This is a genomic window from Bradyrhizobium sp., assembly GCF_036735945.1.
In the GTDB taxonomy this organism is placed as follows: Bacteria; Pseudomonadota; Alphaproteobacteria; order Rhizobiales; family Xanthobacteraceae; genus Bradyrhizobium.
On record NZ_DAINNI010000004.1, the window covers coordinates 30515 to 50776 of the forward strand.

General features: G+C 61.9%; 21 protein-coding genes and 1 pseudogene. 12 read left to right on the top strand and 10 right to left on the bottom strand.

What is annotated here, in order from left to right:
* Nucleotides 1–16: 16 nt before the first annotated feature.
* Nucleotides 17–2302, bottom strand: a complete 2286-nt coding sequence (locus tag V7E26_RS02555; RefSeq protein ID WP_324413152.1) for a 4Fe-4S binding protein — start codon at nt 2300–2302, stop codon at nt 17–19.
* 114 nt (nt 2303–2416) lie between these two features.
* On the opposite strand from V7E26_RS02555, the gene V7E26_RS02560 reads away from it, so the two are divergent.
* Entirely contained in the window at nt 2417–3364 is a 948-nt protein-coding gene (locus tag V7E26_RS02560) for a hypothetical protein (RefSeq protein WP_324413154.1), read from the top strand.
* A 121-nt stretch (nt 3365–3485) separates the two neighbouring features.
* Nucleotides 3486–3812: a DUF2249 domain-containing protein gene (locus V7E26_RS02565; RefSeq protein WP_324413156.1), complete on the top strand. Its 327-nt coding sequence runs from the start codon at nt 3486–3488 to the stop codon at nt 3810–3812.
* Between the two features lie 50 nt (nt 3813–3862).
* Here V7E26_RS02565 and V7E26_RS02570 read toward each other — a convergent pair whose 3' ends face one another.
* Nucleotides 3863–4102 (bottom strand): YdcH family protein, encoded by a 240-nt coding sequence (locus V7E26_RS02570; RefSeq protein WP_324413158.1) that lies wholly within the window; start codon nt 4100–4102, stop codon nt 3863–3865.
* A gap of 367 nt (nt 4103–4469) precedes the next feature.
* Between V7E26_RS02570 and V7E26_RS02575 the strand changes: the two genes are divergently transcribed.
* Entirely contained in the window at nt 4470–5336 is an 867-nt protein-coding gene (locus V7E26_RS02575) for a universal stress protein (protein WP_324413160.1), read from the top strand.
* Between the two features lie 106 nt (nt 5337–5442).
* Here V7E26_RS02575 and V7E26_RS02580 read toward each other — a convergent pair whose 3' ends face one another.
* The gene (locus V7E26_RS02580) at nt 5443–6126 is read right to left on the bottom strand and encodes a CBS domain-containing protein (protein ID WP_324413162.1); all 684 of its coding nucleotides are present in this window, start codon (nt 6124–6126) and stop codon (nt 5443–5445) included.
* A 61-nt stretch (nt 6127–6187) separates the two neighbouring features.
* Here V7E26_RS02580 and V7E26_RS02585 point away from each other — a divergent pair, with 61 nt between their 5' ends.
* The 4 genes from V7E26_RS02585 to V7E26_RS02600 all read left to right on the top strand — a co-directional run bounded on the left by V7E26_RS02585 (nt 6188) and on the right by V7E26_RS02600 (nt 11219).
* Complete coding sequence (locus tag V7E26_RS02585; RefSeq protein ID WP_324413164.1) at nt 6188–6409, top strand: hypothetical protein; 222 nt, start codon at nt 6188–6190, stop codon at nt 6407–6409.
* 93 nt (nt 6410–6502) lie between these two features.
* Nucleotides 6503–7858 carry a ferredoxin reductase family protein gene (locus V7E26_RS02590; RefSeq protein ID WP_324413166.1) on the top strand — a complete coding sequence of 452 codons (1356 nt, stop codon included), beginning with the start codon at nt 6503–6505 and terminating at the stop codon, nt 7856–7858.
* A gap of 3 nt (nt 7859–7861) precedes the next feature.
* Nucleotides 7862–10678 carry a cation-translocating P-type ATPase gene (locus tag V7E26_RS02595; RefSeq protein ID WP_324413168.1) on the top strand — a complete coding sequence of 939 codons (2817 nt, stop codon included), beginning with the start codon at nt 7862–7864 and terminating at the stop codon, nt 10676–10678.
* A gap of 238 nt (nt 10679–10916) precedes the next feature.
* On the top strand, nt 10917–11219 hold the full coding sequence (locus tag V7E26_RS02600) for a hypothetical protein (RefSeq protein WP_324413170.1): 303 nt from the start codon (nt 10917–10919) through the stop codon (nt 11217–11219).
* Nucleotides 11220–11316: 97 nt separating this feature from the next.
* Here V7E26_RS02600 and V7E26_RS29985 read toward each other — a convergent pair.
* The 4 genes and pseudogenes from V7E26_RS29985 to V7E26_RS02615 all read right to left on the bottom strand — a co-directional run.
* Nucleotides 11317–11415: pseudogene (locus V7E26_RS29985) on the bottom strand (YceI family protein); the annotation flags it as partial.
* Nucleotides 11416–11587: 172 nt separating this feature from the next.
* On the bottom strand, nt 11588–12436 hold the full coding sequence (gene ygiD / locus V7E26_RS02605) for a 4,5-DOPA dioxygenase extradiol (protein ID WP_324413172.1): 849 nt from the start codon (nt 12434–12436) through the stop codon (nt 11588–11590).
* 115 nt (nt 12437–12551) lie between these two features.
* Nucleotides 12552–12869 (bottom strand): XRE family transcriptional regulator, encoded by a 318-nt coding sequence (locus V7E26_RS02610; protein WP_324413174.1) that lies wholly within the window; start codon nt 12867–12869, stop codon nt 12552–12554.
* A gap of 64 nt (nt 12870–12933) precedes the next feature.
* A complete protein-coding gene (locus V7E26_RS02615) occupies nt 12934–13887 on the bottom strand; it encodes an NADPH-dependent FMN reductase (RefSeq protein ID WP_324413176.1) in 954 nt (317 codons plus the stop codon).
* A 53-nt stretch (nt 13888–13940) separates the two neighbouring features.
* Between V7E26_RS02615 and V7E26_RS02620 the strand changes: the two genes are divergently transcribed.
* The 4 genes from V7E26_RS02620 to V7E26_RS02635 all read left to right on the top strand — a co-directional run bounded on the left by V7E26_RS02620 (nt 13941) and on the right by V7E26_RS02635 (nt 16444).
* On the top strand, nt 13941–14168 hold the full coding sequence (locus V7E26_RS02620) for a hypothetical protein (protein WP_324413179.1): 228 nt from the start codon (nt 13941–13943) through the stop codon (nt 14166–14168).
* 31 nt (nt 14169–14199) lie between these two features.
* Nucleotides 14200–15462 (top strand): M20 family metallopeptidase, encoded by a 1263-nt coding sequence (locus tag V7E26_RS02625; protein ID WP_324413181.1) that lies wholly within the window; start codon nt 14200–14202, stop codon nt 15460–15462.
* 122 nt (nt 15463–15584) lie between these two features.
* Nucleotides 15585–16250: a trimeric intracellular cation channel family protein gene (locus V7E26_RS02630; RefSeq protein ID WP_324413183.1), complete on the top strand. Its 666-nt coding sequence runs from the start codon at nt 15585–15587 to the stop codon at nt 16248–16250.
* A 32-nt stretch (nt 16251–16282) separates the two neighbouring features.
* Nucleotides 16283–16444, top strand: coding sequence for a hypothetical protein (locus V7E26_RS02635; protein ID WP_324413185.1), 162 nt, complete (start codon nt 16283–16285; stop codon nt 16442–16444).
* 175 nt (nt 16445–16619) lie between these two features.
* Here the strand turns inward: V7E26_RS02635 and V7E26_RS02640 are convergent, their stop codons facing one another.
* Nucleotides 16620–16997, bottom strand: coding sequence for a sensor histidine kinase (locus V7E26_RS02640; RefSeq protein ID WP_324413187.1), 378 nt, complete (start codon nt 16995–16997; stop codon nt 16620–16622).
* Between the two features lie 282 nt (nt 16998–17279).
* Here V7E26_RS02640 and V7E26_RS02645 point away from each other — a divergent pair, with 282 nt between their 5' ends.
* Nucleotides 17280–18071 carry a COG4705 family protein gene (locus tag V7E26_RS02645; RefSeq protein ID WP_324413189.1) on the top strand — a complete coding sequence of 264 codons (792 nt, stop codon included), beginning with the start codon at nt 17280–17282 and terminating at the stop codon, nt 18069–18071.
* 169 nt (nt 18072–18240) lie between these two features.
* On the opposite strand, the gene V7E26_RS02650 is transcribed toward V7E26_RS02645, so the two are convergent.
* Together V7E26_RS02650 and V7E26_RS02655 are read right to left on the bottom strand one after the other, a co-directional pair.
* A complete protein-coding gene (locus tag V7E26_RS02650) occupies nt 18241–19632 on the bottom strand; it encodes a patatin-like phospholipase family protein (protein ID WP_324413191.1) in 1392 nt (463 codons plus the stop codon).
* Nucleotides 19633–19655: 23 nt separating this feature from the next.
* Nucleotides 19656–20123 carry a DUF992 domain-containing protein gene (locus V7E26_RS02655; RefSeq protein ID WP_324413193.1) on the bottom strand — a complete coding sequence of 156 codons (468 nt, stop codon included), beginning with the start codon at nt 20121–20123 and terminating at the stop codon, nt 19656–19658.
* Between the last annotated feature and the right edge of the window lie 139 nt (nt 20124–20262).

The window sequence follows — 20262 nt, forward strand, 5'->3', positions numbered from 1 at the left end:
GGTAGCCTCCTGGGCTTCAGGTTACGGGTGGAGTGACGGTGCCGGCCGGCGGCAGGGGAATTGGCTTGCCGCCTGCTGTGATGACTGTGTTCGGACCTTTGCCCCCGCTGCGCATCGAGGGAGATGAAAGTGCCTGGCGCTTCTCGCGCTTCAGGCGCACCTGGATCATGTGCGGGCAGCGGTGATCGTCGAAATAGAGTTCCTGACAGTGCATGCAGTAGATGCACTCATTGACGTTGATATGACCTTCGGGGTGGATGGCCTGGACCGGACATTCGTTTGCGCAGCGCTGACAGGGAGAGCCGCATTCCGGCCAGCGCCGCAGCCATTCGAACATGCGGACGCGCCCGGGAATCGCCAGTGCCGCTCCGAGCGGGCACATGTAGCGGCAGAAGAACCGTTCGACGAACAATCCGGCCGAGAGCAACGTCAGGGCATAGATGACGAAAGGCCATTCGCGCGCGAATTTCAGGACGATCGCGGTCTTGAAGGGCTCGACCTCTGCCAGTTGCTCCGCGAATGCCGTCGAGTAGAGCGACATTCCGAACAGGCCAAGGAAGATGATGTACTTGATCGGCCATAGCCGCTCATGAAGGCCCCACGGCAACCGGTATTGCGGGATCTTCACCGCCTGGGCGAGGTTGTTAAGCAATTCCTGCAGCGCGCCGAACGGGCAGAGCCAGCCGCAGAACGGCCCCCGCCCCCAGAACAGCAGTCCGGCGGCAATCGAACACCAGAGCAGGAAGATCAGCGGAGCCGAGAGGAAATATTCCCAGCTGAAGCCGGTCAATAGCGAATTGGCGAAGGTCAGGACGTTGACGACCGACAGTTGCGCGTTCGCGTACCACCCGAGCCAAACCAGGATGAACAGAAGATATGCGCGGCGAACCCGAGTATAGACCTTTGGGCGGCCGACCAGTTGGTTCTGGAAAAAGAAGATCAGCGTCAGCGCGCCAAGAGCAAGCACTGTCGTGCCGATCTTGACGGTGTCGCCGCGCCAGATCTTCATCCATAGCGGCTCGTCTTCGCTGCCGGAAGTTCCCGCGCTTTCGCCCGCCGGGATTGAAGACGGACCCGGTTTTTTGGCGGCCGATGCTTGCGGCGGGGACGCCTGCGATGCTTGCGCCGGCGGTGCCGGCTCGCGCTTGACGTAGGCTTCGGGCAGCGCGTAGCCGAGATCGAAGGTCACCCAGGCCTTGTCCCGGCTGCCGACGACGCGCTGCACCAGCAGTTGCAGCACCCACGGCTCGGTCGGATCGAGCGTGAACTCCGTCGGCACGACGAACAATGCGATTTCCGGAAAATCGGGTGCGCCCTCGGCGGCAAGGCTGCCGAGCCGAGTGTGGTCGCGGTCCCGGAACCGGACACTGTTGGTCTCCTGGATCAGTTCGATGCGGTCAAAGATTCCGCCGCGGACGTAAGCCGCGCCCTTGAACGAATAGCGGCCGGATCCCGCAACGACCAGCGCCTGCTGGCCGGGCTTGAGCCTCGCGGTGAGCCGGTTGTATCCGTCGTCGCCGAGCAGGCTGCGGCCGACGGTCGGCACCGCGACATCGGCGACATACAGGTCGATGAAGGTATCGTCGGGCTCGCCGTCTTCCGGACGGGCCGTTGCGGCCGCGTTGCCGGATTTCTCGAAGGCTTGATTCACGTCCGCGACGGAGACCGTCAGGCGGCGGACGGAGCCGTCACCGACCAAGCTCTCCCAATCGCGGATTTCACTCTTGCTTTGGTCGATCGCCTTCGTGGCTCGAGGCGCAGCGCCGGCGGGCGCACTGCCCTGAGTGCCTAACCGGCCGCTTTTGATGAGTTTGGTCGCGGAACGGACGATGCTGTCGCCCATCACCAGCACGGTTACCGTGGCCCCGCTGACGATATCGACCTGCGGCGCGGGTGCGGCTCCCCGCACGACGGGATCCATGTCGGTGCCGATGAGCTTGTTTACGGCTTCCAGAATGCGCTTTTCCGGAATGCCCACGAGCACGATGGGCTCCTTGTGCTCGACCAGCTTGAGGCCGGTGAGCACGCCCTTCGGGCTGATTCCGACCAGGAGCTGGATGGGCTTTCCGGAGTAGCCGGTGGCGTTTGCGAAATCCGAATTCAGGTACACGAACCCGAGAAGATCGTCGCCCCTGTACGCGGGCGCGATCGCTGGATCGCCTTGCAACGGGCCCAGCCGGTCGGCGCCGGGAATCAGTTGTCCTGGCTCAGCTTTAGTCAGGTATTCGCTCAAGCGCGAAGCTGCGTGAGCCTCGTTCAAGGCGGCGACCTCGCCCAAAATGGCAAGAACGAATCCTAACAAGACAAGAAGATTGACAAATCGTCGCAAGGGCGTTGCCTTCAACTTTTCAGAACGCCGTTGTTCTGGTTTGCAATAGCGTCAGCCGACCCAGTAACAGCCGAGACGGGATCGACCTTGCGCTATCGCAAATTGACGCCAGCTTTATATCGGGTGAAGCTACCCGCCAGAATGAAACCTGTGACGCGCAAGCAACCATTGCTGGCTACGCAGCCGCCCGCTCCCGTCCGGAGTATCGGCGAGCTTTACGCGATTGCAATGACTCAGGCGGGAAAGGCTGCGCAGCGTTATGGCCAGCTTGCGGCAGCCGGCGACGACGCCTTCGAGCCCGTCCGCTGCGTATTCGAAGTATTGCATCATCGGGAACTGGAGCGGGCTGAATCGATTAAAAAAGATTGCGTCGCGGCCATCGGGCGCGCGCCGGACGTGGTCGACCTTCGGTGGACGCCGACGGATCTGGTTCCCGCGCAAGAGCTTTCCGACATGGAGAACTCGCTGCTCTCGACCGCCTATGGCGCATGGGCTCTCGCCGTGCGGCACCGCGAGCGCGCGTTTGTGTTCTGGACTTACGTGGCTGCGCTCGCGGAAAGCGTTGGCGTGCGCACCACGGCCGAGGATCTGGCACGCGAAGCACTACATGACGGCAATCTACTTCGCCGCGAACGACGGTTAGCCTGGCGGGCTGAAAGAAAATCGGCCTCCGACAAGGGGTCAACGAACAGCGAGATCTCTACCGCGGCTTTGCTGGAGAGCCTTCTTCTCAAGGACATTCTCCTCTGGTCGCAGGAAATGCCGCCCCCGCAGCGCGGGCGTCTCCTGTCTCTGATCGGAAGTCACGGGGAAGTTCCGGCTCCCGAGACAAAGGACGCGGCAATGCCGGGGGCCGAACCGCTCGAAGAGATCAAGCGGCGCGCCCAGCGCCATGCGGAACAATTGTGCACAATATATCTCGACGAGGCCGACAGCGCCGTGGATCAGTCTGGCCTGGAACTCGCACAGCAGCTGGCAACCCGATCCATTGCTCGGCTTGCCGACCTCCGGGCGCTCGCATCCCTTCCTGGATGACGGCGCAAGGTGCTCTGTTTGCGCCGCAACAAAGACACGGCATGTGGATCGATGATTATCTCACGTCACGGGCGCATCAGGGCCCGACGCACCGGAGATAGACATGCATGGAAATCCCAACTTGCCGACGACCATCGACGTTCGGCAGATCGTTCGTCCGATGCGCCATCCTTTGATCTTCAGTACGTTTGATCGGATCGGCCCCAAGGGTTCGCTCCACATCATCAGCGATCATGACCCCCGCCCATTGCGCTACCTGTTTGACGTGAAATATCCCGGCGCTTTTACCTGGGATTATGTCGAGAGCGGACCGAAGGTCTGGCGGGTTCGCCTCGCGCCCGCCGCAGGACCTTCGATGATGTCAGATGGATCAGAGACTCATCGTGCCGATCGGCGTCGGGACCCCATGCCGATCAGCACCGAGGCATCCTTGCACACATCACGATAGCAAGCATCTCTCCATACCAGTTGGTCCGCTCGATCACCCTTCCCTGATGTTCAACTCCGGTTCAATGCCGAAGCAATCTTGTCCTTCAGCATCAGCCGTTGCTTGCGCAGATCAACTTCGGCCTCTTCGCTCACAGGTTCGATTCGGGCTTCCGCTCGATGGACTCGATCATTCACCTCATCGTAGTCCTCCAGGATACGCGCGAACTCCGGGCTCGTCATCTTGAGGGCGTGGATTGCTTCCATCTGATCGGGAAATTCATCACGGAGCGTGTGAGGCGTATTGGACATTTCCTGGTCTCCTTGGCTTTCTCAGATATCATGCCCTGCGGAGAGGACGTTCATTTTGATTTGCGTCAAGGATCGGATCGTCGGAGCGAGGACGACGGCATCGCAGGCGTGACCTGGCCGGAAAGCGTTTCGACTGCCTTCATCCGCCGGATTCCGTGAAAGCCCCGGACCTGGTCGTTCAGCCGCACGACGATTTGTCGCGCCCAATATCGGCCTCCAGATTTGATCGTAATCAATGGTGCACATCCACATCTGTCCTTGATAGTGCGGCACATGGGGTGGACGTCGACAGTGACCAGTTTGGGTTCAAGCTGACGAGTTCTGACACAAAGACAACCTTGACGAAAAGCAGCAGGAAGGTTTGGCAATGACGACCTCGGCACCGCACAGGATCATGCTTGCAACGGATCTCACGCCAGCGGGAGACCGTGCCTTCGACCGCGCGGTTGAACTGGCCAAGGAATGGGATGCGGAACTCGTCGTACTGCATGTCGTCGAGTCGAGTGCGGTCCGGCCGTGGGGCATCGACCAGCGCATGCGCAACGCGGAGACGGAGATGGACCGGCTCGTGCGTTCGGCCAATCAGGCATGCAAGATCATGCGCCACACGCTCATCGGTGACCCGGCCGACCGCATGCTCGCGCATGCGCGCGACATCGGCAGCGATTTTCTGATCACAGGACCCGCGCACGGCAAGATCGTGGGCGAGAAGCTTTTGGGCAGTACGGCCGCCCGTATCGTGCGTCGTGCTACGGTGCCGGTGCTCGCGGTCAGACGCCGGCCCGAGGGACCGTATCGCAGCATCGTCTCGGCGGTCGACTTCTCGGATGCCTCGCGTAGCGCCCTCCTCGGCGGCCGAACGCTGTTCCCGTCCGCGCGATTCACCGCACTGCACGCCTACCACCCCGCGCCAAACTGGAGCGGTCGCAACGCCGAGCGCAGCATTGATGTTGTCGAAGCGGAAGAGCGCGAAAGAGTGGTCAAGGAGGCCGGGCGCAATATGGACGATCTCGTCGCCGCAGCCGGCGCCGGAACGCCGGCCATCGAGACTGCGATCATGGAGGGCGAGCCTGAGGTGGTGCTCGCCGACTACGTGGCCAGGAACTGGCCCGATCTGGTAGTCGCCGGCACGCACGGCCGCAGCACGGTCGAGTACGATACCATTGGCAGCGTAGCCGAGCGCTTCCTCACGACGCTTCCCTGCGATGTCCTCGCAGTTCCGACACGGAAGTGAGGGATGGAGGCGGCTTCGTCTGCGTGCAATCGGACGCGGCGTGCGCTGAAGTGCCCGGCGTTCGCGCGTCCGCTCGCTCAGCAACCGCCGGAGTGCAGCAGGGTCGTCATGTCCCGGAGGCTTGGGGCGCAATGCCCAAATGATCCGCCACCGACTCGATTCCCGGCGTTGCCTCGGCCGCAACGCGAACGGCCGTCTTCTCCTCCACGCTGTAGACAAATCCCCAGAGATCGGCGCGGCGATCGTTGACAATGATGTTGAAGGGTCTGCCCGCCCATGGCTGATCCTTGATGCTGTCGACGAAGCGCTGATGAAGCACGCGGTCGCTTTCAACCCAATCCGTATCGTTGGCGCGGGCCAGGATCTGCAACAGGTTCGCACGGCTGACGATGCCGACCACCCGCTCGTCCTCGACGATCGGCACCCGCTTGATACTGTGCCGCTCCATCATGTTCGCGATTTCCCGCAACGATGTTTCCGGCGGCGCCGTTATCACCTCACGCGTCATTACATCGCTAACCCGCTTGGCGCGCGACCTGACGAACTCCTTCGCCAGGGAGTCGCTTGACCTCTGTGTTTCGCCCGCCCCCCCGGAAGGGCGCCGCTCGGTGCCGATCTCGACGCGCCGGATCAGATCGCCCTCCGAAATGATGCCGACCAGCTTCGCGTGTATATCGATGACCGGAAGGGCGCTGACGCAGTTGCTGACCATCGCATTGGCCGCGATTTGAACGGGGATATCGGGGCCAACCGATATAATTCCAGAAACCATCACGTCCCGTGCTTGCATGTCCGGCTCCGTTGTTCGGGCCTTGCAGCCTAACGAGGGCGGGAGAGAAAACGTTTGAGCTATGTCAATCCAGCATCGCGAAATGGGCAAAAGTGCCGGCAACCTATTCGAACTCGACAAGCATCATGCCTCGGGGATGTGTGGAGCGGTCATCATGCGCAACATTCACGGCCGCTGCGCCGATCCCCTTCCAGAGGTCCACTGCGACGCTGCAGATGATCCGGCAAAGGATCGCCTCCAAACGCCTGCTTACCCGTTCAGCACTCCCACCCTCATCCATTGACGTTGATCAATGCGCCGGCCGCGGCGCCGGAGGACACTTTTGCGCGGCCCGGCTGACTCTTAGTTTGCTGGCTGCAAATCGCGAGTGGAGGTAATGAGACGCATCAAGATTGCATTCTGGATCCCACTCGTTCTGTTCACCACGGTGTGGCTCGCCGCCGACTCGACAGTCCTGCAACCCCCACGGTTCTTTGCGCTGCGCGAGTCCATGGTCCAGTTGAGCGGCCTTCTCGCCATGACTTTCATGAGTCTGGCCATGATCCTGGCACTCCGGCCGCGGTGGCCCGAACGATGGATGGGTGGGCTGGACAAGATGTACCGCCTGCACAAGTGGTTCGGCATCGGCGGGCTGGTCCTTGCGGTCATGCACTGGCTATGGTCGGAGGTGCCGAAATGGGCCGTCGGCCTCGGCTGGCTCACGCGCCCCGAACGGGGTACGCCGCCCACCGCCGCCGGCGCGGTCGAACAGGCCTTGCGGTCATGGCGTGGGACGGCCGAGGGCGTCGGCGAATGGGCCTTCTACGCCGCCGTGCTGCTGATCGCGGCGGCGCTGATCCACCGGATTCCCTATCGCCTCTTCTATAAGACTCACCGTCTCCTGGCCATCGTCTACCTGGTGCTGGTCTTCCACACCGTGGCCCTGATGAACATCCCCTATTGGAGTTCGCCGCTCGGTGCCCTCATGGCCGTTCTCCTGGCTTACGGAACCTGGGCCGCGGTTGTGGTGCTTGCGCGCCGTGTCGGTGCGAGCCGAAAGGTGGGCGGCACGATCGCGCGGCTGCATTACTTTCCAGGCCTGCGCGTGATCGAAGGCGAGATCGACACCATGCAGGGCTGGCCGGGACACAAGCCTGGACAGTTCGCCTTCGTCACCTGGGACGAAGCCGAAGGGGCGCACCCATGTACGATCGCCTCGGCCTGGCACCCTTCCGAGCATCGGCTGACCTTCATCACCAAGGAACTGGGCGACTACACACGACGCATGCCGGTGGCCCTGCGCGTCGGACAACCGGTCGAGATCGAGGGCCCCTATGGCTGCTTCACCTTTGATGACGACCGCGTACGGCAGGTCTGGATCGGCGGCGGCATCGGTATCACGCCTTTCATTGCCCGCATGAAGCAGCTCGCGATGGATCGACAGGCCTATTCCGGTCGGCCGCTCATGCAGGCGATCGATCTCTTCCACACCACCGCCGACTGGAGCGAAGAGGCGATCGGCAAGCTGACGGCCGATGCCGAAGCTGCGGGCGTGCGCCTGCACGTGCTGCACGACGCGCGCAACGGCCTGCTGACCGGCAAGCATATTCGCGCGGCCGTACCGGACTGGAAGCAGGCGAGCGTCTGGTTCTGCGGTCCGGCCGGGTTCGGGACGGCGCTGCGAAACGACTTTGCCGGCCACGGTCTGCCCGTAGCCGAGCGCTTTCACCAGGAACTATTCGCGATGCGGTGAACCATGGACATCAAGGTCTATCAGCCTCTCCGGTCGGAGCCGCACCAGCAGACCGTGGATCAGGTCCTGGCGGCACTCGATACCGACGCTGATGTCGGCCTGAGCGGTACCGAGGCCCGTTCTCGGCTCGACCGCTTCGGCAGGAACGAACTGACCGCCGAAGAGCCCGCGCCTGCGTGGCAGAAATTTCTCGCTCAGTTCAACGACATTCTCGTCATCCTGTTGCTCATTGCGGCGCTCGTATCTTTCCTGCTCTGGCTTTATGAACGCGAATCCGCTCTGCCCTACGAGGCGATGGCCATCTCCGCCATCGTGCTTCTCAACGCCGTGATGGGCTATATTCAGCAGGCTCGGGCAGAGCAGGCTGTAGCCGCCCTGCAGCAGATCTCGGCGGCGCAAGCCAGCGTCGTGAGGGACGGCGCCCGGCAGAACATTGCAGCAGCCGAGATCGTGCCCGGCGACATCGTCCTCATCGAGGAAGGCGACACGATCCCGGCCGATGCCCGGCTGATCCAGACCGCCGTGCTGCAAACGGCGGAGGCGGCGCTCACCGGCGAGAGCCTGCCGATATCGAAGGACATCGCGCCCGTCGCGGGAGAAGCCGGACTTGGCGATCAGCGCAACATGGTTTTCAGCGGCACGTCAGCGACCTACGGACACGGGCGCGCGGTTGTCACTGCCACGGGCATGCAGACCGCGATGGGCCATATCGCCGGCATGCTGAAGACAGCACAGCCGGAGACGACCCCGCTGCAAAAGGAGCTTGATCGGGTCGGCAAGCTGCTCGGCATCATCGTGGTCATCATCGCGGTGGTGATGATAGCCACGATCCTCCTCGTCGAGGATGTGACCGGCATCTCGGCCATCTTCGACGTGCTCATCCTCGGCGTCGCGCTCGCGGTCGCCGCGGTCCCTGAGGGTCTGCCAGCGATCGTGACGGCGGTGCTCTCGCTCGGCGTGCAGCGCATGGCCAAGCGTAGTGCCATCGTACGCCACCTCGCGGCCGTGGAGACGCTCGGCTCCGCCAACGTGATCGCCTCGGACAAGACCGGCACGCTCACCAGGAACGAAATGACCGTGCGCGTGATCGCCACCGCGAGCGGACGTGTGACCATGGGCGGCACAGGCTACGCGCCGGAGGGAGCGCTCAGCCGGCACGGCGGCGGGGAGATCGCTGGCGCGCTCCGTTCGGAACTGGTGCGGACGCTCTCCGCCGCGGACCGCGCCAACAACGCCGTTCTGCATGAGCGCGAGGGACGTTGGACCGTGCAGGGCGATCCGACCGAAGGCGCACTGATCGTCGCCGCCCGGAAAGCAGGCCTCGAGGCGGAGGCGCTCGATGCCCGCTTCGCGCGTCTCGGCGAGGTGCCGTTCTCCTCCGAGCGCAAGCTGATGAGTACGCTCCATAGCGACGCCGAACGCCACGAGCGCCTGCTTGCGCTTACCAAGGGCGCGCCCGACGTCCTCCTGGCGCGCTGCTCGTACGAATTGGCGGGCGAGGAAGCACGCCCCCTGACGGAGAGCCGCCGCGCGGAGATCCTCGCGACCAATGAGGCGCTGGCCGGCGAAGCGCTGCGCACGCTCGGCGTTGCCTTCCGTTCGCTGCCCAAGGGGGCCGCCGGACCGAACGCAATCGATGAAGGGGTGGAGCAGGATCTTGTTTTCCTTGGACTGATCGGCATGATCGATCCGCCCCGGCAAGAAGCGAAGGATGCGGTCGCGCGCGCGAAGGGGGCCGGCATTCGCCCGATCATGATTACGGGCGACCACCCAAAGACCGCTTCGGTCATCGCTGCGGAGCTCGGCATCACGGCCAACGACCGCGCCGTCACCGGGGTGGAGATCGGGAAGATGTCGGAAGAGGCACTGGAGCGAACGGTCCGCGAGGTTTCGGTCTACGCCCGCGTCAACCCCGAACACAAACTGCGCATCGTCAAAGCCCTGCAGCGCAACGGCATGACAGTGGCCATGACCGGGGACGGTGTCAACGACGCTCCCGCGCTCAAGACCGCCGACATCGGGATCGCCATGGGCATCACCGGGACCGACGTGTCGAAGGAGGCTGCCGACATGGTGCTTGCCGACGACAACTTTGCCACGATCGTTGCGGCCGTCGAAGAAGGGCGAGCGATCTTCGCCAATATCCGGAAGTTCCTGCGTTACCTGCTGTCGTCGAACATCGGCGAAGTCATGACCATGTTCTTTGGCGTGCTGCTGATCGACGTCATTGGTCCGTCGCAGCCAGGCGGCGGGCTCGTGCTTCCGCTCCTGGCTACGCAGATCCTCTGGATCAACCTTGTCACCGACGGCGCGCCGGCGCTCGCCCTCGGCGTCGATCCGGTGGATCCGGCCGTCATGAACCAGCCGCCCCGGCCGCGCGATGAAGGCGTGATCACGCGTCGCATGTGGGGCGGCATCTTTTTCGTCGGCCTGGTGATGGCGGCCGGGACTTTGCTCGTCCTCGATGCCTCCCTGCCCGGCGGTCTCATTGAAGGGACCGGCACGATGCGTTACGGCCAGACGATGGCCTTCACGACCCTGATGATATTCCAGCTCTTCAATGCGCTGAACGCCCATTCGGACGAGGAGAGCGTCTTCCGCGGGCTTTTCCGCAACCGCTGGCTCTGGGCGGCCATCGTCCTGTCGTTGTTTCTGCACGTGATCGTGATCTACGTACCTTTTCTCCAGGAAGCGTTCTCGACCACCAGCCTCGACGCCGGCGACTGGTTTCTCTGCGCGGCGGTTGCAAGCTCTGTTCTATGGCTCCGCGAACTGAGCAAAATCATCACCCGCGCGATGGACGGTGGCGGAGGGGTTTAGCTCGCCCGTTTGACTTCGACTGCGATCGAGAGCGTTGGTTCGCACTCCATTCCGGGAGAGCGGCGCAACTGAGCGAAACAATGTAGTCGAGCCATCGATCGATTTTCTGAATAGATCCAGCCAATATTTCTCGCTTGCCAAATAGATCCGAGGAGCAAGAAGATGGCTTCAGCGCTATGGCGCAAGGGCATACGTTGAGCCGGCGTCCACCAGGCCACAAAAGGATGGGAGATGTGAAATGACCGAAGTTTCTCGTCTCGAGTCGAAGTACGATACTTTTCTCTTCGCCTCACTTTGTGAAGACGATGAATTGCCTCTCAGCGTTTTGTCTGTGCTGGCGCGACAAGACCTCGATCCGTGGCAGGAGGCTGGTCGCCTGGCGCAACTGTCGAACGAGCAGGCAATAAACAGTCTCGCATCAAGGATATGGAAATCGAATAGTGAGCGCTGGTCACCCTCGGAGGCGAGTATCCTCGCGATCCGCCTGATCCAGCTTCTGCCTTCGCTGGGCGGCTCCCAGGTCGGACAGCAACTCAACTGAAGAAGGCGGCGGCAGAATGATGTGTGTTTTTCCAGATTCGCCGCGTTCAGTTCACGTGGCGGTCGTTGGTGCCGGCGGACCGCGACATGGACTGAGCTCAGGGTGCCACGAAAGCGGCGTTGATTTCGAGCCTGACATCGTCTGAAACAGCGGGAGCGTTGCCGTCGACGCCGAAATCGCTGCGTCTGATCGTTGTCTTACCCCCCGGAAACCGAAGTTCAGCTTCTTGTCCGGCGTCGCGAGGTTACCGAAGAGACCAAAGACGGCATGCTGGGCGACGAAAGCGCCGTTGACTTTATTCGCGACAACCTCAACCTCCTATCGAGGAAATCGCTTCGCGCGAATACCGGCGCGGCTAAGCCGCTGCGTTAGATGTTGGCCTGATCGGGCGGGACGCCGCGCGGCAACGTGGCGGCCCCTTCGGGTTCCTCGCAGACCAGCCCCTCCACCCCGACCCCATAACACGTCATCGACAGCGAACCCATCGCATAGCCGCGCAGCAGAGTTCGGGCGTCCTTGTCCGCCGCAGCGAGCCCGGCCGTGTAAAGCAGCGGTATGAAATGATCTGGTGTGGGGACGGCCATGTCATAGTCGGCGTGCTCGACGACCTTCAGAATATCGGCCGGCGATTCACTCATCTGGCCCTCTACTTTGTCGTCGAAGCGATGCGCCCAATCAGCGCCGGTGTCGGGGCGGTCCCATTCGATACGGCGCAGGTTATGCACGACATTGCCGCTGGAGACGATCATCACGTTCCGCTTGCGCAACTGGTTCAGCTTGGTCGCAAGGTCGAGGTGATAATCGAACGGCATCAGGGCGTTGATCGACAACTGGACGACTGGGACGTCGGCATTCGGGAACAGGTGCGCAAGCACACTCCAGGTGCCATGATCGAGACCCCATTGATCGCGGTCGGCGCCAACCCAGTGCGGCTTGACGACCTCCGCCACCTCGCCGGCCAGTTCCGGCAGGCCGGGTGCTGGGTAATCGAAAGCGAACAATTCATTCGGAAAGCCGTAAAAGTCGTGAATAGTGCGCGGGCGCGCCATGGCGGTCACCGCTGTAGCGCCGATGAACCAATGCGCTGACACCACGAGCACCGCGCGCGGCCGCGGGAGCGCTTTGCCGAGCTTCCGCCATGCCCTCGTATAGCCGTTGTCCTCAAGGGTGTTCATCGGGCTGCCGTGTCCGATGAAGAGCGCGGGCATGGCTGTCATATCAAACTCCCTTCAGACGTTCTGCACGTTCAGAGCTTCAGCCTGCGCAGCCTGAACGCATCGCGAGGAACTGGGTTGTAACCGCTCAATATACTTGATTGGTGGGGTCGCAAGATCACGGCGCGTCGTCTGAGCCCACGATCCCGCCCTCACCTTCCAAACGAGCGATCTGCCTCGCATCCTGACGGGTGAATTTCAACCTGACGCCGGCGCCCATTCCGTTCGACTCATCGATAATGATCACTCCGAAATGTTCCAGTGCACGGTTCACCGCCTCGATCTCTCCCTCAGACCGAAGCAAGGCACTCCCGCCTGCTTCCAGGATACCAATGGCGTCCAGGGGAAGCCCGGATGCTTCGGCAAAGTGAGCCTGGCTGATTCCGGTCAAGGCGCGCGCCGCTGCGATCAAACGTCCACTTATCTCATTGCTCATTGACGAGCCCCCTCTACCTGACATCGCCCTATCCCGGATAGCGGCCGCTTCCTTGTCCGCGCCATCATCCGTGGTTCGCATCGATCCATTTGGCATAGGCCTGCATGAAGCTTTCCAGGAATTTCCGGGTGCCGTCATTGACGAGCTTGCCGTTCGCATCGAACAGTTTGTCGGCGCCGCCAATATAGGCTTCCGGTTGCGCCATCGCGGGAACGTTCAAAAAGACGAGCGACTGGCGCAAATGATGATTGGACCCAAAGCCGCCGATGCCGCCCGGCGATGCGGTGACGATCGCGCCCGGCTTGCCGTTCCACGCGCTTTTGCCATACGGCCGCGAGCCGACATCGATCGCGTTCTTGAGCGCCGCCGGCACTGAGCGATTGTGCTCAGGTGTCACGAAGAGAACCGCATCGGCGGCCCTGATGCGGTCGCGAAATGCCGTCCATTCGGCAGGTGGGTTGTCGTCGCCATCCTGATTATAGATCGGCAATTGACCGATCTCGATGATGGAAAGCTTCAAACCGGCGGGAGCCAAATCGATCAGCGTGTTCGCCACCGTGCGATTGATCGAATCTTTCCTCAGGCTGCCGACGATCACGGCAACGTCTTGTGTCTTGTCCATCGCTGTTTCCCGTTGATGTTCATTGGCCGCACGCACCTCATGCGCGGACAGGCAACTGGAATAATGATCTTTCTCGCTTTCGAAGAGAGATGCATCAGGCGCCGACGAGACTGAGAATCGTTCATAAATCATTCCGCCGATGTCCGCAGATCGATATTGCAACAATCTCCCATGATCGTCCATCGAGGCCATGTGCAATGGATGGCAACGTTCGTGGCAGTTCCGCCGTGACGACCTCTTCTCGACCATGCGCACTGCTATCGCCATTTCCGAACACATCTCAACCGGAGTGTTTTCCTGCCAGCGATCCATCACCCGGTTGGCAGCGCTGATCAAAAACCCGTCATAATCGCTCGCGCGTCGGTTATCGTCGGCAAAGCGCGTGACGTTGAGCACCCACAGCAGTATTCCTTGCAAGGAACAGCTTGCGGGCACTGAGGAGGTTGCGTGTGAAAGTCGTCCTCATTGGGATCACCGGGCGGGTCGGATCACGGTTGGCCAATGGGCTTCGCGCCCGTGAACACATCATCACGGGTATCGCCCTCGACATTCCGCGTGATGTCCCAGCCGGCCTTATGGTGCTGGCGGCCGATGCCGCAAGACCGGATATCCTGGCGCCCTGTCTCGCAGATCACGATGCCGTGATCTGCACCTCGCGCAGTCGCGTCGGATACTAGGCCAGACGCAAGTCACCGGGTGGAGATCGACATGGCCAAAGATCCTGCATCGGAAGTCCTGTCGAATCTGGACAGGCTCCTTCCGGATATTGAGATGCTTTATAAAGACGTTCACTCCCATCCCGAACTGTCGATGCAAGAGGTACGAACGGCCGGGATCGCCGCCGAAAGTCTGCGGAAAGCTGGCTACGAGGTGACGACGGGGGTGGGCAAGACGGGCGTGGTCGGGCTGCTCCGCAATGGCGAGGGGCCAACGGTGATGCTGCGTGCCGACATGGACGCGCTGCCCATCGCCGAGACCACCGGCGTTGCCTATGCCAGCAAGGTTTTTGCAACAGACGTCGAAGGAAATGCGGTCCCGGTCGGGCATATGTGCGGTCATGACATGCACGTCGCCTGGCTGGTGGGCGCTACCACATTGCTGGCGCAGGCGCGCGATGCCTGGAAAGGCACGGTGATGGCCGTCTTCCAGCCCGGCGAGGAAACAGCGCAAGGCGCCCAAGCCATGATCGACGACGGCCTGTTGAAGCGCTTCCCGATGCCCGATGTCGTCCTCGGCCAGCACGTCATGGTCGGCCCCGCCGGCAGCGTCGCGGGAAGCGCCGGACCGATCACGTCCGCTGCGGACAGCCTGCAAATCCGCTTGTTCGGCCGCGGCGCACACGGCTCGATGCCGCAGGCAAGCATCGATCCGGTCGTGATGGCGGCGTCCGTGGTCCTGCGACTCCAGACCATCGTATCCCGCGAGGTTGCCGCAACTGACACGGCGGTGGTCACCGTCGGCGTGTTGCAGGCCGGCACAAAAGAGAATGTCATTCCTGATGAGGCCATCATCAAGCTGAATGTGAGAACGTTCGATGCCAGTGTGCGCAAGCATGTGCTTGCGGCGATCGAGCGGATCGTCAATGCCGAAGCAGAAGCTTCGGGCGCGCCGCGAAAGCCCGAGGTCACACCGCTCGACCGTTACCCGCTGAATGTGAACGACGAAACTGCGAGCAATCGCATCGCCGCGGCGTTTCGCGATTACTTTTCCTCAGAGCGGGTGAAGCACACCGGGCCCGCTCCAGCCAGTGAGGATTTCGGTTGCTTCGGCACGGCCTGGCAGGTGCCATCGGTATTCTGGTTCGTGGGCGGCAACGATCCCGTGGCCTATGCAAAGGCCAAGGCCGAGGGCAAGCTCAATGAACTGCCGGTCAACCACAGCCCACAATTCGCACCGGTCCTGCACCCCACGCTGGAGACCGGCGTGGAGGCACTGGTGGTCGGGGCGCTGGCATGGCTTCGTGCGAATTGACGCCAGAAGATGCTGTGGGATTACATCGCTTGCAAGCACGCGCCGAATCCGTTGCATATCCGTTTGGTGCCGACGCCGACTGCTTTGGTTAGGCGCGCCAGGCCTTCGCCGACGGGATGAGTATGATCACGATCGAGACTTTCATTCGTATTCTTGATCTCGGTGGCACCTTCGTTTTCGCGCTCAGTGGAGCAGTTGCCGCGGTCAATCGCCGATTGGACATCTTCGGCATTCTCGTTCTGTCCTTTGTCGCGGGGAACTTCGGCGGGATCATGCGCGATGTGCTAATCGGCGCCGTGCCTCCCGCTGCCCTGACCGATGGTCGATATTTGCTGGTATCCGTCCTGGCGGGACTCATCACCTTCTTTCTGTATGCCGGCGTTGACCGCCTGCGTACCCCAGTGCTTCTGTTCGATGCGATCGGGCTGTCGTTTTTCGCCGTTGCCGGCGCACAAAAGGCAATCACACTTGGACTGAGCCCGGTGATGTCAGCGCTTCTGGGGATGTTGACGGGCATTGGCGGCGGCATGACGCGCGATGTTCTCCTGATGGAAATCCCCCAGGTCTTGCGCTCCGACCTCTATGCCGTTTCGGCCCTTGCCGCTGCCACTGTCGTTGTCGTCGGCCATATCCTGGGCTTTCCTTATGGCATCTCGGCCTTCGCCGGCGGCGCTTTGTGCTTGGCGCTCCGTCTCATGGCGATCAGACACGGTTGGCATCTGCCAGCCGCCCGTCTTTCCGCGCAGGAACGCGCCAAGGACAATTCATCGGATGACAAGGGAGAATAGTGCACCGAGAGCCAGATGATGGCGGTGTTCGGTTGGACGACCCGAAGATGCCCGCGCACTGCATCGCGCAGGCGAATCGGGAGAAGCTCGGCATCACCGGCATGGAGAAAGTGGTCGCACACTCGATGATTTCGGCCGCCGGGCGCGGACAGCACGGGAACCTCAGGCGCGAAAAAAGTAGTAACCTTGCGTAGCAATTCTCAAAAAAAATATATGTAAATTCAATTGGTTACGCGTTGGCGTGGTGCGCTCGGAGGGCGGTCGCATTTGCTGCAATTTCAACAACTTGCCGAGATGGGTAAAGAAGCCAGGTGCATTTCGCGCCCACTGGTGCTTATCGCCTCGACGGAAGTGGCACCATTGCGGTCATTAGCTTTCCGAAGGCGGAGGCTCTTGACTGACGGGCTCTGCGTCGCCTCTGGCCGGCGCAGCTTCTAGTCTGACGGTTATTCTCAATCCCGGCTGATCCTGGCGCCCGATATTCTCAATTTCGATCCGTCCCTCCGCCTGGTCGATAGCGCGCTTGACGATCGAGAGCCCGAGACCGGAGCCTTCGCCGATCGGGCGGCTACCCCGGAAGAACGGTTCAAATACGCGGTCGATGTCCTCCGGCGGGATGCCAGGCCCACCATCCTCGATCCTGATCACCGCCCAAGTGCCTTCACGCGTAATGGCAAGATCGACTGTGCCGCCATCAGGCGAATACTTGATCGCGTTCTCGACGAGATTGCGGATCGCCGACGTCAAGCCAGAAACGCTGCCGCTGAGCTCGATCTCCTCGGTTTCGGTGAACCCGAGGCCGCGGCTTTGTAACCGTCCAGTCCGCTGCCTGATCGGACCATCGCCCCACGCGATTATCCCGCAGCCCTCACCGGACCGTTACCTTGAGGCCGTGCGCGAAACCACTCCTGACGCCGCGAAATGCAAGCAGGCTCTCGTCGATCTGTTGTCGGTCACGGATCGGATGAAGGGCTAAGGCCTCCATCCACAAAAATGGCAATTGGCCGCCGACGGCCGGAGAAAGAGCAAATGATGGATCAACTGAGCGATGGTTTGAAGAGTGAGGCCGGCAAGGTGCCAGCTGTTACGTTGGGCTTTTGGATCATCAAGATCCTGGCGACCACGCTAGGCGAAACCGGCGGCGATGCGGTAACGATGGGCTGTCTGCATGCGGATACAAATCCAAACGGCGGCGGATATCTCATCGGCACCGGGATTTTCCTTGGCGTGTTCGTCGCGGCCGTGATCGCGCAAATCTCGATCAGACGATTCAATCCCTGGGTCTACTGGCTCGCGATCGTGGCCTCAACGACGGTCGGCACCGCGATGGCAGATCTGTTCGATCGCTCGTTGGGTATCGGCTATGCCGGAGGTTCGTCCATCCTGCTGGCATGCGTATTGGCCTCGCTCGCCGTCTGGTACTACAGTCTCGGCTCGATAAATGTGCAGACTGTGGCAACGCCTCGGGTGGAAATCTTCTATTGGGTGACAATCACCTTTTCGCAGACACTCGGAACTGCGCTCGGCGACTGGACGGCCGACAATACCGGCCTCGGATACGAGGGTGGCGCCCTCGTATTCTGCCTCGGTCTCGCTGTGCTGGCGGCGCTTTATTACTGGACCGAAATATCGCGCGTCTTTCTATTCTGGGCCGCCTTCATTCTTACGCGGCCACTGGGGGCGACGGTTGGCGACTTCCTGGACAAGCCGATGACCCGTGGCGGACTGGCTTTGAGCCGCTCCGTCGCCACCATCGTTCTCGCTGCCGCCATCGCGGGTCTCGTGTTCCTGTTGCCGCAGCGCGCCGGCAGGCACGCCTGAAGCAAAAAACGATCGTCTGGATGCGGAGCGCTGTGGAGGGCGTCTCCGTCTCCAGCACCACGATGTGCTGATTCCGGTTGTAAATCGGCGCCGAAGTATGACCCTCCAATGTCAGATGGATCAGAGACCTATCGTGCCGATCGGCGTCGGGCCCCCATGCCGATCAACACTAATGGCCGCGAAAGGCCTGATAGGCCCGGCTCTCGCGCAGGGTGTCGGCGCCGCCCTGAATCAGGAGGTCAATCTGGTCGGCCGGCAACACAAACCGGGTCGGGATCGCTTCGAGGATGCCGGCTCTCGCCGGGCCGAGTTGCTCGAAGCGAAGCCGGTCGATGAAGATGGTGACGTCGCCGCAACGCCAGTTAGTGCCGACGCCGAGACGCGCACGCTCAGTGGCCGACAGACCGCAACGCCAGCGCTTCACTTTGTTCGACCATTCGTTGAGCTGCGAGGAAAACGCGGCGTAACTCAACCGCACGCTGGCATCGATCGCGGTCGAAGCTGCGGCGGAGACCAGTTCGACGCCGGTCGGCCCCTCCAGGCGCTGGGCGAAGTCGCCGGAAGTGCCCCGGCCGGCATCTACGACAAGGAACATGATGCGCCGCACCTTCACCGCTTGCCGCTCGGTCATCGGCTCGAACGGTCGCTGTGCCGCCATCAGCGCGATGCTGAACCCGGACAGGCCGAAATTGTCGACAAGGCCGCCGTCGAGCAACTTTACAAACCGCATGGAGCCATCGCGGTAGCGGGCATTGGCTTCCGCAAACGCTCGCAGCAGCGGCTGTGCTTGCGGATCGCGACGGGCGCGCTCGAGCAGCGGCGGCAACTGCTTGGTGCAACCACCGGGAAAGGTCTCCAGCACAATCGGCGCGAACGCCAGCGGCACCGCGGCTGAGGCGGCGACCGCTTCTGCGATACGGTAGGGCCTGATATCGCTGCAAAGGGCGTCGAAAGCGGTTCTTCCGAACACGAACGGCGTGCGGTTGTAGATGTCGGAGGCGTTGATCCAGACATGGGGCCGACGGTCTTCGCGAAAGGCATCGAACCGCGCGCCGTCGAAGACGTTGGCATCGAGCCAATTGGTGAACTGGCTGTCGTTGACGCCGCCGCCAATGGCGCGGGCAATATTGCCGAGCGAAACGCTGGTATTGAGGTGTTCCTCCGCATTTCGCAGCAGGAAGCGTTCGCGAAAATCATCCAGCGTCGCGCGTTTCTTGAGACCAAAATAGGCTGCGGTCACCGATCCTCCCGACACGCCAGATATGAAATCCACGCGGTCGAGAAGCGACTTCGCCTTGATGGACCCGGCGCGGGCGCGCTCGAGTTCGGTCAACACGCCGAATGAGAACGCCGCCGCGCGGGTGCCGCCGCCGGAGAACGACAGCGCCAGTAGCATGTCGTCGTCGAGGTTGGGGACCTCCCGGACGAAATTATTGTCGGCAAGCACCTCGCCGAGGGGGACATTGCCGGGCAGATTGTAGACCGTGGCGCATCCGGCAAGCAGGGCCGCACACGCAAGCACCAACGCAGGCCGTATCGCCGCCCGCATCCTGCCCGACATCTTTCGGTGACAATGATTCAAAGTTATCGAAGCGTCAGACGCGCTACGCCCAGCGCGAGATTGACGCCGAGTTGGCCTTCGACCGATAACGGCTGCAACGAGATCGTGCGATTGGATCCTCCGACGAGGACGTTGGCGCCAAGACCAAGACCAAACGAGGCGTTGCCACTGGCACCGACATAGGTCCCCCGCAGCACGCCATACCCCACGTGCGAGGTCGGCGCGAACACGCCCCAGAATAGTCGCCCGCCGCCGGTGATTCCGACATCAAGTCCGATTCGGCCGATCGTGCCCGTGTACGTATAACTGCGTCCGGTCGCATTCGAGCGAAATACGCATCGCAAATTCTGCCGCGAGCCGACGAGCAGCCCGACGCGCGGCGCCGCGTCGCAGGTCAATCCGCCAACGCGTACGGGCTGAGCCTGTGCAAACGCAGGCGCTGTGAATGCGAGCATTGTCACACATAGAACGGCTGAATAGATCTTTGACATGTCGTCTCCAAAGCGGGGGACTTCCCACTACACATAAGAATTGACGAGTTTGCCGGCAAAGCAATTGGCGGGGGGCTTTAATCGGCGAGCCTGCTTTAGCTAATTCTGCACTCTACGATCGCCATAGTGCATCCAGAAC